Annotated in this window: 14 protein-coding genes and 1 pseudogene; 12 read left to right on the top strand and 3 right to left on the bottom strand. The window is 72.2% G+C overall.

Going from position 1 to position 17,150, the window contains the following annotated elements:
- Positions 1-32 precede the first annotated feature (32 nt).
- Positions 33-740: pseudogene (locus tag ACFV6X_RS32695) on the bottom strand (FadR/GntR family transcriptional regulator); the annotation flags it as partial.
- A 162-nt stretch (positions 741-902) separates the two neighbouring features.
- On the opposite strand from ACFV6X_RS32695, the gene ACFV6X_RS32690 reads away from it, so the two are divergent.
- From ACFV6X_RS32690 to ACFV6X_RS32655, 8 genes are read left to right on the top strand one after another with little or no spacing between them, the layout of a single operon-like run.
- The gene (locus ACFV6X_RS32690; protein WP_385389777.1) at positions 903-1,991 is read left to right on the top strand and encodes a sugar ABC transporter substrate-binding protein; all 1,089 of its coding nucleotides are present in this window, start codon (positions 903-905) and stop codon (positions 1,989-1,991) included.
- Positions 1,988-3,484, top strand: coding sequence for a sugar ABC transporter ATP-binding protein (locus tag ACFV6X_RS32685; protein ID WP_385389776.1), 1,497 nt, complete (start codon positions 1,988-1,990; stop codon positions 3,482-3,484). Before ACFV6X_RS32690 ends, ACFV6X_RS32685 begins: the two co-directional genes overlap by 4 nt.
- Entirely contained in the window at positions 3,477-4,505 is a 1,029-nt protein-coding gene (locus ACFV6X_RS32680) for an ABC transporter permease (protein WP_385389774.1), read from the top strand. Before ACFV6X_RS32685 ends, ACFV6X_RS32680 begins: the two co-directional genes overlap by 8 nt.
- Positions 4,506-4,543: 38 nt before the next feature.
- The gene (locus tag ACFV6X_RS32675; RefSeq protein WP_385389772.1) at positions 4,544-5,890 is read left to right on the top strand and encodes an enolase C-terminal domain-like protein; all 1,347 of its coding nucleotides are present in this window, start codon (positions 4,544-4,546) and stop codon (positions 5,888-5,890) included.
- Positions 5,887-6,645 (top strand): SDR family NAD(P)-dependent oxidoreductase, encoded by a 759-nt coding sequence (locus ACFV6X_RS32670; protein ID WP_385389770.1) that lies wholly within the window; start codon positions 5,887-5,889, stop codon positions 6,643-6,645. The genes ACFV6X_RS32675 and ACFV6X_RS32670 overlap by 4 nt, the downstream gene beginning before the upstream one ends.
- Positions 6,642-7,628: an aldo/keto reductase gene (locus ACFV6X_RS32665; RefSeq protein ID WP_385389769.1), complete on the top strand. Its 987-nt coding sequence runs from the start codon at positions 6,642-6,644 to the stop codon at positions 7,626-7,628. The genes ACFV6X_RS32670 and ACFV6X_RS32665 overlap by 4 nt, the downstream gene beginning before the upstream one ends.
- Positions 7,628-7,942, top strand: a complete 315-nt coding sequence (locus ACFV6X_RS32660) for an L-rhamnose mutarotase (protein ID WP_385389767.1) — start codon at positions 7,628-7,630, stop codon at positions 7,940-7,942. Before ACFV6X_RS32665 ends, ACFV6X_RS32660 begins: the two co-directional genes overlap by 1 nt.
- A complete protein-coding gene (locus tag ACFV6X_RS32655; RefSeq protein ID WP_385389766.1) occupies positions 7,939-8,793 on the top strand; it encodes an amidohydrolase family protein in 855 nt (284 codons plus the stop codon). The genes ACFV6X_RS32660 and ACFV6X_RS32655 overlap by 4 nt, the downstream gene beginning before the upstream one ends.
- Here ACFV6X_RS32655 and ACFV6X_RS32650 read toward each other — a convergent pair.
- A complete protein-coding gene (locus tag ACFV6X_RS32650; protein WP_385389765.1) occupies positions 8,781-10,202 on the bottom strand; it encodes a lipase maturation factor family protein in 1,422 nt (473 codons plus the stop codon). The genes ACFV6X_RS32655 and ACFV6X_RS32650 overlap by 13 nt on opposite strands.
- Positions 10,203-10,353: 151 nt before the next feature.
- Here ACFV6X_RS32650 and ACFV6X_RS32645 point away from each other — a divergent pair, with 151 nt between their 5' ends.
- The 3 genes from ACFV6X_RS32645 to ACFV6X_RS32635 all read left to right on the top strand — a co-directional run bounded on the left by ACFV6X_RS32645 (position 10,354) and on the right by ACFV6X_RS32635 (position 14,797).
- The gene (locus ACFV6X_RS32645) at positions 10,354-11,703 is read left to right on the top strand and encodes a DUF6777 domain-containing protein (protein WP_385389763.1); all 1,350 of its coding nucleotides are present in this window, start codon (positions 10,354-10,356) and stop codon (positions 11,701-11,703) included.
- Between the two features lie 77 nt (positions 11,704-11,780).
- A complete protein-coding gene (locus ACFV6X_RS32640) occupies positions 11,781-13,859 on the top strand; it encodes a SpoIIE family protein phosphatase (protein WP_385389762.1) in 2,079 nt (692 codons plus the stop codon).
- A 74-nt stretch (positions 13,860-13,933) separates the two neighbouring features.
- Entirely contained in the window at positions 13,934-14,797 is an 864-nt protein-coding gene (locus ACFV6X_RS32635; protein ID WP_385389760.1) for an Fpg/Nei family DNA glycosylase, read from the top strand.
- Positions 14,798-14,801: 4 nt separating this feature from the next.
- On the opposite strand, the gene ACFV6X_RS32630 is transcribed toward ACFV6X_RS32635, so the two are convergent.
- A complete protein-coding gene (locus tag ACFV6X_RS32630) occupies positions 14,802-15,983 on the bottom strand; it encodes a PP2C family protein-serine/threonine phosphatase (protein WP_385389759.1) in 1,182 nt (393 codons plus the stop codon).
- A gap of 195 nt (positions 15,984-16,178) precedes the next feature.
- Between ACFV6X_RS32630 and ACFV6X_RS32625 the strand changes: the two genes are divergently transcribed.
- On the top strand, positions 16,179-17,030 hold the full coding sequence (locus tag ACFV6X_RS32625; protein WP_385389757.1) for a SigB/SigF/SigG family RNA polymerase sigma factor: 852 nt from the start codon (positions 16,179-16,181) through the stop codon (positions 17,028-17,030).
- Positions 17,031-17,150: the final 120 nt, after the last annotated feature.

Below are 17,150 nucleotides of genomic sequence, written 5' to 3'. Positions count from 1 at the left end.
ACCGCCTGCCCGGGGCCGCCCGCGTCCTGGTCGCCGAGCTGAGCGCGCAGCCACTGCTCCACCTCGCCGACGTGCGCGGCGGCCGCCGCCCGGGCCGCCTCCGGGTCGCGGGCGGCCAGGGCGCGGTGGATCGCCGCGTGTTCGCGGCGGGTGCGGGTGAAGGCGCCCTCCTCCTGGTAGCCGCGCCAGACGCGGGCGCGGAAGGTGCGGGAGGACAGGCCCTCCAGGATCGCGGCCATGGTCTCGTTGCCCGCGGCCAGCGCGATCTCACGGTGGAAGGCGAGGTCGTGGGCGAGGATCTCCTCCGGGTCGTCGGTGGCGTTCATGGCCGCCAGATGCTTCTCGACCTCGGCCAGCTGGTCCGGCGTGATGCGGGCGGCGGCCAGGGCGGTCGCCGTGGACTCGAGGATGCGGCGGATCTCCAGCAGCTCCACCAGACCCGGTCCCCGGGACAGATCGGCGACGACCCCGAACGTCTCCAGCAGGTCCCCGGCCTGGAGCTGGGTGACGTAGATGCCGGAGCCGTGCCGGGCCTCCAGGACACCCATGACCGTCAGCGCGCGGATCGCCTCCCGCATCGAGCTGCGGGAGATGCCCAACTGGGCCGCCAGTTCGCGTTCGGTGGGCAGCCGCGCGCCGGGTTCGAGGAGCCCTTCGGCGATCAGCGCCTTGATCCGCTCGATGGCGCGCTGCGTCACCGTGCCCTTCTGCGGGGCCGGCCCTGACTCCGTCTCGTTCACGCCACTTCTCCCGTCGCCGTCCGCCGCAGTCTAACCAGGCGGGTGGTCGGACCACTATGGCCAAGAACTCAAGATATTCGGCTCCAGAGGGTGTTGACGGCGTCAAGTGGTCTGATAAATATGCGGGCAACTGCTCGATCACGCTCGATGAGGAGCCGGCAGATGGCCGACGGGACACAGCGGAACGCACGGCGGTACGGACGGCGGTACGGGCGAACAGTCCCGCGTGCGGCGGCTGCGGCGGTCTGCGCCGCCCTCGTGCTCACCGCCTGCGGCAGCACCAAGGACACCGGCGCCGTCGGCGCCGGAGGCGGCGGCACCGGCGAGGTCGGGGTGATCCTGCCTCTGCTGACCTCGCCGTTCTGGCAGTCGTACAACGACTACGTACCGAAGATGGCCGAGTCCGAGGGCGTGGAGGCACGCAAGACGGTCAACTCCAACAGTGACCCCTCACAGCAGATCACCGACATCAACAACCAGCTCAACCAGGGCGTCAAGGGCCTGGTCGTCGCACCGCTGGACAGCGCCGCCATCGAGGCGGGACTCGACCAGGCCGAGCGCAAGGGCGTACCGGTCGTCGCCGTCGACGTGGCGCCGGACAAGGGCAAGGTCGCGATGGTGGTGCGCGCCAACAACGTGGCGTACGGCGAGAAGGCCTGCCAGTACCTGGGGGAGCAGATCCCCTCCGGCAAGGTCGTGCAGATCATGGGCGACCTCGCCTCGGTCAACGGCCGGGAGCGCTCCGAGGCGTTCCGCTCCTGCGTGAAGAAGAACTTCCCGAAGCTGAAGGTCCTGGAGATTCCCGCCAAGTGGGAGTCCGACACCGCCGCCTCCAAGCTGGACACGCTCCTCAACGCCCATCCCGACATCAAGGGCGTCTACCTGCAGGCGGGCGGCGTCTACCTGGCGCCCACGCTGCAGACCCTGAAGTCGAAGGGGATGCTGAAGAAGGCGGGCCAGGCGGGCCACATCGCGATCGTCTCCAACGACGGCATCCCGCAGGAGTACGACGCCATCCGCAAGGGCGAGATCGACGCGACGGTCTCGCAGCCCGCCGACCTGTACGCCAAGTACGGCATGTACTACATCAAGGCGGCGATGGAGGGGAAGACCTTCGAGCCCGGGCCGACCGACCACAACTCCACCATAGTCAAGCTGCCCAGCGGCATCCTGGAGGACCAGCTGCCCGCACCCCTGGTCACCAAGGACAACGTCGACGACCCCGAGCTGTGGGGCAACACGGTCGAATGAGCACACCACTCGTTGAGGCGCGGGGCATCGTCAAGCGGTACGGCCCCACCACCGCCCTCGCCGACGGGCGACTCACCGTGCTGCCGGGCGAGTCCCACGCCCTCGTCGGGCGCAACGGCGCCGGCAAGTCCACCCTCGTCACCCTGATCACCGGCCTCCAGGCACCCGACGAGGGCACCGTCCGCTTCGACGGCGAGCCGGCCCCCTCGCTCGCCGACCGGGACGCCTGGCGCCGCAAGGTGGCCTGCGTCTACCAGAAGCCGACGGTGGTACCCGAACTGACGGTCGCCGAGAACCTCTTCATCAACCGGCAGCCGCTGCACCGCGGGTTCATCAGCTGGCGCAGGCTCAAGGCGCACGCCGCCGAACTCCTCGCCACCTGGGACGTGCACGTCGACCCGGAGGCCCGCACCGCCGACCTCCGGGTCGAGGACCGCCAAATGGTGGAGATCGCCCGGGCGTTGAGCTTCGGCGCCCGGTTCATCGTGCTGGACGAGCCGACCGCGCAGCTCGACAACCGGGAGATCGAGCGGCTCTTCACCCGGATGCGGGCGCTCCAGGACTCCGGCGTCACCTTCCTGTTCATCTCCCACCACCTCCAGGAGGTGTACGAGGTCTGCCAGACCGTCACCGTGCTGCGCGACGCCCGCTGGATCACCACCGCACCCGTCGCCGACCTGCCGCGCCGGGCACTGGTGGAGGCCATGGCGGGGGAGACCGCCGCCCAGCGCGAGGACCGCGCCGCCCACGACGCGGTGCCCGCGCACGCCCCCGTGGCACTCGACGTCCAGGGCCTGACCTCATCCTCGTACGAGGCCGTCGACCTGACCGTGCGCCGCGGCGAGGTCGTCGGGCTCGCGGGCATCAGCGGCAGCGGCAAGACCGAGCTGGCCGAGACCCTCGCCGGACTGCGCACGCCGAGCGGCGGATCGGCCCGGCTGAACGGCGAGCCGCTGCCGTTCGGTGACGTACGGGCCTCCCTCACGGCCGGGGTCGGCTGTGTGCCGCGCGACCGGCACGGCCAGGGCCTCGTCTTCGGCATGACGATCGGCGACAACGCCACCATGAGCGTGCTCGACCGCCTCGGCCGCCTCGGCTTCGTCGGCACCGACCGCAGACGCGGCCTCGCCGCCGAGCTGATCGACCGCCTCGACATCCACGCCGAGGGCCCCGACCAGCCCGTCTCCGACCTGTCCGGCGGCAACGCGCAGAAGGTCGTGATGGCCCGCGCCCTCGCCTCGGACCCGCGGCTGCTGATCCTGATCAACCCCACGGCGGGCGTCGACGTGAAGTCCAAGGAGTCCCTGCTGGCCCGCGTGGACAGCGCCCGCGAGGACGGCACCGCCGTGCTCGTCGTCTCCGACGAGCTCGACGACCTGCGCCGCTGCGATCGCGTCCTCGTCCTCTTCCACGGCCGCCTCGTCGCGGAGCACCCCGCGGGCTGGCGCGACCACGAGCTGATCGCCTCCATCGAAGGAGTGGACCATGGCTGACACCAAGGCGGCCCCGCCGCTCGCGCCCCCACGCGCCCTCGCCGCCGCGTCCGCCAGAACCGTACTGTTGCGCCGCGCCCGCGAACTGGCCCTGCTGCCCGCTCTGTTGCTGCTTCTGGTGCTCGGCGCCGTGCTCAACGACTCGTTCCTGACCGAGCGCAACCTGATCTCCGTCCTCGGCGCCTCCGCCGCCCTCGCGATGGTGGTGCTCGCCGAGTCGCTGGTCCTCATCACCGGCAGGTTCGATCTGTCCCTGGAGTCGGTCGTGGGCATCGCGCCCGCCGTCGGGGCGCTCCTCGTGCTGCCCGCCGCCCAGTCCGGCTGGGGCACCGAACTCCCGGCCGCTCTCGCCCTGCCGGCGATCCTCGTCGCCGGGGCCGTCGTCGGCGCCTTCAACGGCGTCCTGGTGGTGAAGTTCCGGCTCAACGCGTTCATCGTGACGCTCGCCATGCTCATCGTGCTGCGCGGGCTGCTCGTCGGTGCCACCAAGGGCAAGACCCTGTTCGGCATGCCCGAGTCCTTCTACTCGCTGGCGACCACCACCTTCGTCGGCGTCCCCCTGTCGGTGTGGCTGGCCGCCGGCGCCTTCGCGGCGGCGGGGCTGGTGCTCAAGTACCACCGGGTCGGGCGGGCCCTGTACGCCATCGGCGGCAACGCCGACGCGGCCCGCGCGGCCGGCATCCGCGTCGAGCGCGTCATGCTCGGCGTGCTCGTGGTCGCCGGGGTCCTCGCAGCGGTCGGCGGCATCATGCAGACGGGGTACGTCGGCGCGATCAGCGCCAACCAGGGCAACAACATGATCTTCACGGTGTTCGCGGCCGCGGTGATCGGCGGTATCAGCCTCGACGGCGGCAAGGGCAGCATGCTCGGCGCACTCACCGGCGTACTCCTGCTGGGGGTCGTGCAGAACCTGCTCACCCTCGCCCAGGTGCCGTCCTTCTGGATCCAGGCCATCTACGGCGGAATCATCCTGATGGCCCTCATGATCGCCCGGGTGACCACCGGCCGCGCCCAGGACTGACCCGCCGCAGCTCCCTGCACCCCACCGAAAGGCTCTCCGTGTCACCGACTCCCGCCCGCATCACGGCCGTCGACACGTACGACATCCGCTTCCCCACCTCCCGCGAGCTCGACGGCTCCGACGCGATGAACCCGGACCCCGACTACTCGGCGGCCTACGTGGTGCTGCGCACCGACGCCGCCGACGGGCACGAGGGGCACGGCTTCACCTTCACCATCGGGCGGGGCAACGAGGTCCAGGTCGCCGCGATCGAGGCGCTGCGCGGGCATGTGACCGGACGCGAGGTCGACGAGCTGTGCGCCGATCCCGGCACCCTCAACCGGGCCCTGATCGGCGACAGCCAGCTCCGCTGGCTCGGGCCCGAGAAGGGCGTGATGCACATGGCGATCGGCGCGGTCGTCAACGCCGTCTGGGACCTGGCCGCCAAACGCGCCCGCAAGCCGCTGTGGCGGCTGCTCGCCGACGCCGAGCCGGAGTGGCTGGTGCGGCAGATCGACTTCCGCTACCTCACCGACGCCCTCACGCCCGAGGAGGCGCTCGGCATCCTGCGGCGCGGGCGGGAGGGGGCGCCGGAGCGCCGGGTCCGGCTGCTGGAGCGCGGCTACCCCGCCTACACGACCTCGCCGGGCTGGCTCGGCTACGACGACGCCAAGCTCACCCGGCTCGCCACCCAGGCGGTCGCCGACGGCTTCCGGCAGATCAAGCTCAAGGTCGGCGCCGACCTCGACGACGACATCCGCCGCTGCCGGGCCGCCCGCGCGGCCGTCGGCCCGGACGTACGCATGGCGATCGACGCCAACCAGCGCTGGGACGTCGCCGAGGCGATCCGCTGGACCAAGGCCCTCGCGGAGTTCCGCCCCTACTGGATCGAGGAGCCCACCAGCCCGGACGACATCCTCGGCCACGCCGCGATCCGCCGCGCCGTCTCCCCGGTCAAGGTCGCCACCGGCGAGCACGCCCACAACCGGATCGTCTTCAAACAGCTCCTCCAGGCCGGCGCCATCGACGTCCTCCAGCTCGACGCGGCCCGCGTCGGCGGCGTCAACGAGAACCTCGCCATCCTGCTGCTCGCCGCCAAGTTCGGCGTCCCGGTCTGCCCGCACGCCGGCGGGGTCGGGCTGTGCGAACTCGTCCAGCACCTCGCCATGTTCGACTACCTCGCCATCTCCGGCACCACCGACGACCGGGTCATCGAGTACGTCGACCACCTCCACGACCACTTCCTCGACCCGGTCCGCATCCGCGACGGGCACTACCTCGCGCCGACCGCGCCCGGCTTCTCGGCGACCATGCGGCCCGAGTCCCTGGCGCGCCACACCTTCCCCGGCGGCACCGTCTGGGCCGCCGAACCCGACGACACGCACGAGAAGGGGCAAGCGGCATGACCGACTTCGAGGGCCTCAGGGCCCTGGTGACCGGTGGCGCCTCCGGTATCGGGCGCGCCACCGCGGAACTCCTGGCCGAGCGGGGCGCCCTGGTCGCCGTCCTCGACCTGGACCCGTCGGCAGTGGGCAAGCCCCTGATCGCGCACCGGGCCGACGTCACGGACGACGCGTCCGTACGGCAGGCGGTGGCGGACGCGGTCGCCGGCCTCGGCGGACTCGACGTGCTGGTCAACAACGCCGGCATCGGCGCCCAGGGAACCGTCGAGGACAACGACGACGCCGAGTGGCACCGGATCATGGACGTCAACGTCGTCGGCATGGTCCGCACGGCACGCGCCTGCCTGCCGCATCTGCGCCGGTCGTCGCACGCTGCGATCGTCAACACCTGCTCCATCGCCGCCACCGCGGGCCTCCCGCAACGCGCCCTGTACAGCGCGTCCAAGGGCGCCGTGTACTCCCTCACCCTCGCCATGGCCGCGGACCACGTCCGCGAGGGCATCCGCGTCAACTGCGTCAACCCCGGCACCGTGGACACCCCATGGGTCGGCCGCCTGCTGGACGCGGCCGGCGACCCGGCCGCCGAACGTGCCGCGCTGGAGGCCCGCCAGCCCACCGGCCGGCTCGTCACCGCGGCCGAGGTCGCCGGCGCCATCGCCTACCTGGCCGGCCCGCTGTCCGGCGCGACCACCGGTACGGCCCTGGCGGTCGACGGCGGCATGCAGGGCCTGCGGCTGCGTCCGGCGGCCCGGTCGTGAGCCAGGCCCGCCCGGGTGCGGCACGGCTCGCCTTCGGCGCCGCCGGGATCGGCAACCTGTACACCGAACTCACCGACCAGCAGGCGTACGACGCCGTCACCGCCGCCTGGCGCCAGGGCGTCCGCCACTTCGACACCGCCCCGCACTACGGCCTCGGCCTGTCCGAACGCCGCCTCGGCGCGGCCCTGCGCGAGCACCCCCGCCCGTCCTACACGCTCTCCACCAAGGTCGGCCGCCGGCTGGAACCGGCCGACGGCACCGGCGACGACCTCGCCCACGGCTTCGCGGTCCCCGCCACCCACCGCCGCGTCTGGGACTTCACCGCGGACGGCATCCGCCGCACCCTGGACGCCTCCCTGGAACGCCTCGGCCTCGACCACGTCGACACCGTCTACCTGCACGACCCTGACGACCACGCCGAACAGGCCTTCCGCGAGGGCTACCCGGCCCTGGAGCGGCTGCGCTCCGAGGGCGTCGTCGGCGCGATCGGCGCTGGCATGAACCAGACCGCCATGCTCACCCGCTTCGTCCGCGACACCGACGTCGACGTGGTGCTGTGCGCCGGCCGCTACACCCTGCTCGACCAGAGCGCCCTCACCGACCTGCTCCCCGCCGCGCGGGAGCGCGGGACGGCGGTGGTGATCGGGGGCGCCTTCAACTCCGGCCTGCTCGCGGAACCGCGGCCCGGAGCGACGTACAACTATGCCGCTGCGACAGGTGAGTTGGTCGACCGCGCGCTGCGGCTGAAGGCGGTGGCCGAGCGTCACGGCACCACCCTGCGTGCCGCCGCCCTCGCCTTCTGCGCGGCGCATCCGGCGGTCACCGGCGTCCTCGTCGGCGCCCGCTCGGCCGCCGAGGCCGACGACTGCGCCGAGCAGTTCCGCACCCCCGTGCCCGCGGCCCTCTGGCAGGAGCTGCGGGAGACGGGGCTGCTGCCCGCCGACGCCCCCGTCCCCCATGAGCAGCCGGGAGAGGAGCCGTGATGAGGGTCGCCCTGCACACCACGGTCCGCGCGGATCGCGTCGACGCGTACGAGGCCGCCCACCGCGAGGTCCCCGAGGAACTGACCGACGCCATCCGTGCGGCGGGCGCCACCTCCTGGACGATCTGGCGCAGCGGCACGGACCTCTTCCACGTCCTGGAGTGTGAGGACTACGCCCGCCTCCTCGCCGAGCTGGAGCGGCTTCCGGTCAACGTCGCATGGCAGGCCCGCATGGCCGAACTCCTGGACGTCGTGCACGACTACTCCGAGGACGGCGCCGGTGCGGGCCTGCCCGTCGTGTGGGAGCTGCCGTGACCGTGGACGCGCACCACCACGTGTGGGACCTGTCGGTCCGGGACCAGGACTGGATCACCGGACCCGAACTCCAGCCGCTGCGGCGCAACTTCACCCTCGACGACCTCGCACCCGAGGCCGCGGCGGCCTCGGTCGAGCGCACCGTCCTCGTCCAGACGGTCAGCGTCGCCGAGGAGACCCCGGAGTTCCTCGCCCTCGCCGCCGGGCACGACCTCGTCGCGGGCGTCGTGGGCTGGACCGATCTCACCCGCCCGGACGTCGCCGACGAACTGGCCCGGCTGCGGGAACTGCCCGGCGGGCGGTTCCTCAAGGGCGTCCGCCACCAGGTGCAGGGCGAGCCCGACCCGGAGTGGCTGCTGCGGCCGGACGTACGCCGTGGACTCGCCGCCGTCGCCGCCGCGGGCCTCGTCCACGACCTGGTCGTGCTGCCGCACCAGTTGCCCGCGTGCGTGAAGGCCGCCGCCGCGCTGCCCGGCCTGACCTTCGTCCTCGATCATCTGGGCAAGCCGCCCCTCGCCGCCGGACCGCCGGGGCCCTGGGCGTCGGACATCAGGGCACTGGGCGAACTCCCGAACACGGTCTGCAAGGTGTCGGGCCTGGTGACCGAGATGGACCGGGTCCTCTGGGGCGGGACCACCTGGCCGCTCGCGCCTCTGCGCCCCTACTGGGACACCGCGCTGGACGCCTTCGGACCCGGCCGCCTGATGTTCGGCTCGGACTGGCCGGTGTGCACGGTGGCGGCGACGTACGCGCAGGTGTCGTCTCTCGCGGGCGCTTTGGCGATCGGTCTGAGCCCCGACGAACACCTCCAGTTCTTCGAGGGCACCGCCACCCGCGTCTACGACCTCTGAACGCTCCCCGTCAGCCGCGTCGGCGGCAGATACTCGCGCACGAACGTCCGGTCCCAGCACGCGCCCGTCTCCCGCAGCTCCCGCCAGGTCGTGTACCGGTAGCGGAAGAGGCGGGCGCGGACGAAGCGCGGGGGCGCGTCCGCCGGGAAGGGGGAGCGGCGCAGCAGCTTCAGCGTGTCGCGGTCGTTCTCCAGCAGCCGTTCCACCAGAGCCCCGAACCACGAACCCGCGTAGGACGGGGAGAGAGCCGCGAACCACATGAGCCAGTCCAGCCGCAGATGGTACGGCGCGAACTGGCGTGGCCAGCGCCGTGGATCACCGGGCTTGCCCTTGAACTCGTACTCCCGCCAGTCGGAGTCCTCGCGTGGCACATCGTCGGCGGTGCCCTCGATGACGACCTCGTACCGGACCCGGCCGACGCTGCCGAACGCGCCGTAGGTGTTGACCAGGTGGAGCGGGTCGAAGGAGCGGTTCATGACCTGGCGACGGGAGATCATGTTGGTCACCGGGTGATAGCTGAGGACCGCGATCAGCGCGGCCACGGCAAGGACCACGACCACGAACCAGAGCGGGGCCCCCGGGACGGTGGGCGCGTCGGCCGGGAAGCGGATGGCCGCGAGGGCGAGCACGATGGTGATCCAGTTGAGCCAGGAGAAGTTGCCGGACAGGACCAGCCACAACTGGGTGACGACCATCAGCGCGGCGGCGGCCGTGGCGATCGGCTGCGGGGTGAACAGAAGGACCGGCACCACGAGTTGGGTGAAGTGGTTGGCGGCCACCTCCACGCGGTGCAACGGCCGGGGCAGATGGTGGAAGAACCAGCTCAGCGGGCCCGGCATCGGCTGGGTCTCGTGGTGGTAGTCCAGACAGGTCAGCTCGCGCCAGCAGGCGTCACCGCGCAGCTTGATCAGCCCCGCGCCGAACTCCACCCGGAACAGGATCCAGCGCAGCAGGAACAGCACCACGATCGGCGGCGCGACCTCGTCGTTGCCGAGGAACACCGCGAGGAATCCGACCTCCAGCAGCAGGGACTCCCAGCCGAACGAGTACCAGGTCTGGCCGACGTTGACGATCGACAGATACAGCAACCAGGGCACCACCCACAGCAGCATCCCGGCCCACAGCGGCACCATCGAGTCCACGCCCGCCAGCAGCGCCGCCGAGACCGCGCAGCCCGCCCAGGCGCACCCCGCGAAGAACCGGTCGGAGTAGTGGAGCTGGAAGAGGCTGGGCGCCCGCTTGAACGGCACGACCGCGGTGAAGCGCGGGACCGGGAGCATGCCGCGCGTCCCGATCAGCGCCCGGAACTGGAGGGCCGCCGTCACGAACGCCACCAGGTAGACGGCCGCCAGGGCCCGCTGGAAGACCAGCCGGGTCAGCCAGTAGTCGGGTGCGGTGAACCACTCCACGTTCGGGCGCTCCTCTCCTTCTCTTCGCGCCGTCCCTCGGTGCCCCGGGACGGATTGTCACTGCCGGTAGTCACGCTCTCCGTTTGCGTGACCCATGTGAGTGAAGCAGACAATAGTGTCGAAAACCCCCAGGACGAGGCGGGAGAACGTGGTGCGAATACCCACCGGAACCTTCGTCACGGCCTGCGCGCTCTCGGCGGCCCTGCTCGCCGCCGGCTGCGGCGCGGGTGGCGACGAGAGGACGAACGCAGGCGACGAGAGCACGGAAGCGAGCGGCGAACTCCTGCTCCAGCCGGTCGCGGACCGGGGCCCCGACCCCTTCACGGCCTCCACGGCCACCATCCCGGCTACCCCGGACCTCGTCACCCGAACGCCGCAGTCGGTCCCGGTCGGCCGCTCGGGGCCCGGCGTCCCCGCCCCGGCCGGTCTCGCGGACGTGCGCTCCTACTCCGGCTGGACCCCCGGCCTCTATGCCGGCCGGGCCCAGGCGGGCAGCTGTGACGTCGACCGGCAGATCCGCCTGCTCACCGCCGACACCGGCCGGGCCGACACCTTCGCCGACATCGCGGGCATCCCGCGGGGGGAGCTCCCGGACTACCTGCGCGGGCTCACCTCGGCCGAACTGCGCGCCGACACCCGGGTCACCAACCACGGGTACCGCGCCGGCGGCGCCACGGCCCACCAGTCCGTCCTCCAGGCGGGCACCGCCGTCCTCGTGGACAACCGGGGTGTGCCCCGGGTCCGCTGCGCCTGCGGCAACCCGCTCGGCGCACCGATCGCCATGGAGGGCACGCCGGGCAGCAGCGGACGGGCGTGGGAGGGGTACGAGCCCACAGAAGTGATCATGGTCCTGCCCGCGCCCGAGGCCATCACCAACATCACCCTCGTCGACGTCGTCGAGAACACCTGGATCGAGCGGCAGATCGGGCAGGACGTCCGCCACGACAAGGTCGTCCCCAGGCCGGAGCCGCAGCCGCAGCGCGGCGAGACCGTCCTGCCGGGCGACGGGACCGTCCTGGCGGAGGGCGGCGCGGAGGCGGGCCCGCTGTCGCGGGAACCCGCGACCGGCGTCGTCCCGCCGGCCGCCGAGGGTGACGCCCCGCTCCTGCCGCAGGAGCCCGGCGGCGCCCCCGAGCTGCCCGGCGGAGCGCTGCCGCAGGAGCCGGCCGGGCCCCAGGACCTCTCGGAGGAGATCGGCCCCCTGACCGTCCCGGAGATTCCGGACGTGCCCGACGGCGGCGGCCTCATCCCGGACGACCCGGACGTCAGCGACGACTTGGGCGACGTCGGTGACGTGGGCGGACTCGGTGATCTCGGCGGCCTCGGCGACATGGGAGAACCGGCCGACCCGGACGGGCTCGGTGACACGGGTGCGTCCGGTGACAGGGGAACATCCGCTGACAGAGGGACAACCGGTGACAAGGGCGGATCCGGCGACGCGGACGCGCCGGAGAGCGCCGACAGTATCTTCGGCAGCATGACGGACGTCTTCTCGGGCTGAAGCGCACCTAGATGCTCCAGCCGGAGCACCGTGCTGATCCGGTCGAAGAATCGGTCGAATCCTGGCAAGGTGGGCGCATGGTTGATCGGGGAGCGAGCGCCCTGTCACTCCCGGACGACTGGCCCGCCCACCCGGACCCGATCCTGGCGCTCAACCAGATGGGCAGCTTCGACTGGGACCTGGACAGCGGTCTGTTCCACATGGACGCCCAGGCCCACGAGGTCTTCGACGTGCGCCCCGAGGAGTACGACGGCCGCCCGGAGACCCTGAGCATCCGGGTCCCGCCGGCCGAGGGCCGGCGGCTGGACAGCCTGGTGGCCCAGGCCTTCAAGGACGGCAGCGAGAACTACGGCGCCTACTTCCGCCTCCGCCGCCGCGACGGCACCCTGCGCTGGACCCACACCCAGGGCTACATCCGCCGCGACGAGACCGGCCGGCCGCGCCGGATCATCGGCATCGTCCGCGACGCCACCCCCGAGCTCAACGAGTACGCGGCGCGCCGCGACCAGACCGCCTGGAACCTCGCCGCCCGCCGCGACGAGACCAACGTCGTGCAGTTCATCACGGCCGCCCTCGCCAACGCCCGGACCGTCCAGGACGTCATCGACGTCCTCAAGGACACCCACGGAGTCACCCATCTGGGCGCGACCAGCCTGGTCATGGGCCTGGTCGAGGCCGGGCGCATCCGGCTGGTCGCCGAGGGCCCCGAGGGCAGCTTCGTGCCGGGCACGCTCGTCACCCGGGTCGACGAGCAGTACCCCATGAGCGAGGTCGTGCGCACGCTCGGCCCCCGGTTCATCGAGTCCCCCGAGGATTTCGCCGAGAGCTACCCGATCCTGTGGCCGCACATCACGGACCTCGACATCACCTCGGCCGCGTATCTGCCGCTCATCGTCCAGGCCCGTCCCATCGGCGCGATCGGCCTGCTCTACGGCGACCGGCGCGGCTTCACGTCCGAGGAGCGCAACCTCCTGGTCGCCCTCGGCAGCAGCATCGCCCAGAGCCTGCAACGCGCGATGTTCTACGAGCAGGAGAAGGACCTCGCGAGCGGCCTTCAGCAGGCCATGCTGCCGCGCACCATCCCGAGCGTGCGGGGCGCCGACGTCGCCGTCCGCTACCGGTCGGCCTCGCTCGGCCGGGACATCGGCGGCGACTGGTACGACCTGATCCCGCTGCCCGGCGGCCGGGTCGGCGCGGTCATCGGCGACGTCCAGGGCCACGACACGCACGCCGCCGCCGTGATGGGCCAGCTGCGCATCGTCCTGCGCGCGTACGCCGCCGAGGGCCACACACCGGCCACGGTGATGGCCCGGGCCTCCGTCTTCCTGCACGAGCTGGACACCGACCGCTTCGCGACCTGCCTCTACGCCGAGGCCGACCTCGCGACCGGAGTCGTCCAGGTGGTCCGGGCCGGCCACATCGACCCCCTGATCCGGGCCCCCGACGGCAGCTGCCGCCGCGCCCCCGTCCAGGGTGGCCTGCCGCTCGGCCTGTCCGCCGAGTTCGGGCAGCTCGCCTATCCGGTCGGCACCATCGAACTCGACCCCGGGCACACGCTGATCCTGTGTACCGACGGCCTGGTCGAACAGCCCGGCGCGGACCTCGACGACGGCGTGCAGATCCTCACCGCGCTCGTCGCCTCCGGCCCGCAGGACGTGTGGAAACTCGCCGATCTGCTCATCGACGTGGCCGAGGATCGCGGCGGCGACGACGACGTGGCGCTGCTCCTGCTGCGCCGGCGCGGCGCGGACGCCCCGCAGAGCGGCGGCCGTCTCCAGCAGCACGTCGCGCCCGGCGACCCGGAGGCCCTGAGCCAGGCCCGGCACATGATCCACGCCGCCGTGCGCGCATGGGGCGCCACCGACCGCTCCGACGAGGTCGAACTCGTCGCCGACGAGCTGATCACCAACGCCCTGATGCACACCGAGGGCGCCGCGATCGTCACCCTGCGGGTCGTCTCCGACACCGACCGGCGGCTGCGCGTCGAGGTCGAGGACTCCTCCAGCGCCCTGCCCCGCCGCCGTGACGCGGGCGACTCCGGCGTCTCCGGCCGCGGCCTGCTCCTCGTCCACGTGCTCACCGACGTGTGGGGGGTGGAGGCACGGGGCGGCGGCAAGTGCGTGTGGTGCGAGTTCGTCGTGCCGGAGCGGGACTGAACGCCGGGTACCGTTCGCCCCTCGGCCGCCGCCGGACACCTGGCGGTGTCGGTCCCGGATGGCACTCTGGACGTATGCCGGAACTGCCCGAGGTCGAAGCGCTCAAGGACTTCCTGACCGACAACCTGGTCGGTCACGAGATCGTGCGCGTCCTGCCGGTCGCGATCAGCGTGCTGAAGACGTACGCACCACCCCTGTCGGCCGTCGAGGGCCACGAGGTCACGGCCGTGCGCCGGTACGGCAAGTTCCTGGACGTCGAGACGGACGGCGGCCCACACCTGGTCACCCACCTGGCCCGCGCGGGCTGGCTGCACTGGAAGGACCGCCTCCCCGACGGCCCGCCCCGTCCCGGCAAGGGCCCGCTGGCGCTGCGCGTGGCCCTGGAGACCGGCGCGGGCTTCGACCTCACCGAGGCCGGCACGCAGAAGCGGCTCGCGGTGTACGTCGTGGGGGATCCGCAGGAGGTGCCCGGCGTGGCCCGGCTCGGCCCCGACCCGCTCGCCGACGACTTCGACGAGGCCCGCTTCACCGCCCTCCTCCAGGGCGAGCGCCGCCGGCTCAAGGGTGCCCTGCGCGACCAGAGCCTCATCGCCGGCGTGGGCAACGCCTACAGCGACGAGATCCTGCACGCCGCGAAGATGTCCCCCTTCAAACTGGCCACGTCCCTCACCCCCGAGGAGACCCGAAGACTGTACGAGGCCCTGCGCACCACGCTCACGGAGGCCGTCGAGCGTTCGCGGGGCGTCGCGGCCGGCCGGCTCAAGGCCGAGAAGAAGAGCGGCCTGCGGGTGCACGGCCGGACCGGCGAGGCCTGCCCGGTGTGCGGCGACACCATCCGCGAGGTCTCCTTCAGCGACTCCTCGCTCCAGTACTGCCCGACCTGCCAGACCGGCGGCAAGCCGCTGGCCGACCGCAGGCTGTCCCGGCTGCTGAAGTGACCGTTCAGCGGGACGGCGGCCACCACTCGACCAGCAGGATCGTCGCGTCGTCCCGGAGCCGGTCCGGCTGGGCGTCGAGGATCGAGTGGATCAGCTTGCGCAGGGTCTCCGGCGCCAGTTCGCCGGCGGCGGTGGCCCGGATGACGTAGTCGGCGAACCGCTCCAGGCCGAACTGGTCGCCGTCCCGGGTCCGCGCCTCGGTCACCCCGTCGGTGTACAGCAGCACCCGGTCGCCGGGCTGGAGCGCGATCTCGTGCACCTGCCGCGACCGCGCGGTCAGCAGCGACGGCAGACCCATCGGCGGATCGGGCTCCCGCACCATCGCGTCGACGAGCAGCCGCTGGTCCCGGATCAGCAGGGGTGTCGGATGCCCGCAGTTGCTCCAGCGCAGCACACCGCTCGCCAGGTCCAGCTGGGCGAGCACGCCCGTGCAGAACTGGTCCGGCAGCCACTCGGCCAGGGCGTCGTCCACGCTCTGCACCAGCTCCGGCAGATCGGCACCGGTACGGCGCGCGTTGCGGCAGGCGGCCAGCGACACGGCCGTGGTCAGCCCCGAGGCCAGGTTGTGCCCCATCGCGTCGAGGACGGCGGCGTGCAGCGTGGTCTCGGTGAGGGCGTGGTCGAAGGAGTCGCCGCCGAGCTCGTAGGCGGGTTCCAGGACGGCCGTGGAGACGACGTGCGCGGTGCCGATCGTGCGAGGCGGCAGAAAGGCGCGCAGCATCTCGGCGGGCAGCCGCATCGGTTCGGTGCGGGTCCGCCGTACGAAGGACTCCTTGTACGCCCGCTTGGACGTGATCATCATGGCCAGCAGCGTGGCGAGGGCCCGGCTGCGGCGCAGGGAGAGGGGGCTGAGCGACGGGCTGTGCACCGCGAGCACGCCGAGCCGCTCGGCGCCGTCGAGCAGCGGGAGCCAGGCCGTCATGCCGCCCGTCTCCGACTCCTCCACCCGCAGGGACTGGGTGCGGTACGTCCAGCCCGCGAGGGAGCCGTCGATCGGCAGCGCGGAGGTGACGTCGGTCAGCGGGACGAGCTGGCGCTGCTGGAGGTCGGCGAGATAGACCACGGAGTGCTGCAGGCCCAGGGCCTTGGAGCAGCGGGCCACCGCGGTGGACAGATCCAGGGCGGAGCTGTCGGGAGCGGCGAGGAACTCCTCCAGCCGGCCGTCACCGGTGTCCGCCGTCGTCACCTCGTCGCCCCTCGTCGTCGCCGCGCCCGCGGTGGGGCCATGTCGTTCAGCAGTCTCACACCGCCGCAGTGGGCCCGCCCGGTGAGATTTCATGCGATTAGGGACCAAAGTCCCGAATAGGGGCAAGGGGGTCATGGGCAAAGACCGTCGGTAGGAACAACCGCTCACCCGACCGAAAGGCTTCGAGGAACCACGATGCCGACCGTCGCCACGCACGCCCCGACCGAAACCGCCACCACGGCCCCGAACGCGACCGCCACCCGTCCGGTCCGCGACGCCCCCGACACCGCGGCCGCCTTCCGCCGTCTCACCGCACTGCCCGCCGGGCCGGAGCAGAGCCGGGTGCAGGAGGACCTGCTGCGGGCGTGGCTGCCGATGGCCCACCGGATCGCCTGGCGCTTCCGCGACAAGGGGGAGAGCATCGAGGACCTGCGGCAGGTCGCCGCGCTGGGGCTGCTCAAGGCGATCCGCCGGTTCGATCCGGACCGGGGACCCTTCGAGCCGTTCGCGATACCGACCATCAGGGGCGAGCTGCGCCGCCACTTCCGGGACCGGATGTGGGACGTGCGCGTGCCCCGCCGCGTCCAGGAGCTGCGCAACACGGTCCGGGCCGCCTATGCCGAGCTGGCCCACGTCCCGGGCAGCCGGCGGCCCACCGTCACCCAGCTCGCGGACCGCACCGGCCTCGGCGAGGAGCAGGTCCGCGAAGGCATGGCCGCCCTGGAGAGCTACAGCGCCCTGTCCCTGGACGCGGCGAACGGCGACGCCGACACCGACGACGGCGGGCCGAGCCTGACGGACCTGCTGGGCGAACCCGAACACGGCTTTGAGCTCGTCGTCGACCGTGAGAGCGTCAAGGGCGCGGTCCGGCGGCTGCCCCAGCGTGAGCGCGCCCTCCTCTATCTGCGCTTCTTCGAGGACCGGACCCAGAGCCAGATCGCCGAGCGGCTGGGCATCTCCCAGATGCACGTCTCCCGGCTCCTGATCCAGACCTGCGCCCGCATCCGCGAGGAGACGCTCCAGCCGGCCGAACCCGGCAGGCCCTAGGTGTATTGATCACGAGCGTTGTTAGCGCTTGGTGCTCGGGTTGCTTAACGGCGAAGACCTCCGGTGTGGTGGAGCTGTCTAGGACTGCACCGCACAGGAGGTCTTCGTGTCCCACCGTAG

This window comes from Streptomyces sp. NPDC059861, assembly GCF_042731435.1.
In the GTDB taxonomy this organism is placed as follows: Bacteria; Actinomycetota; Actinomycetes; order Streptomycetales; family Streptomycetaceae; genus Streptomyces.
This window is presented reverse-complemented; position numbering and strand designations above follow the sequence as displayed.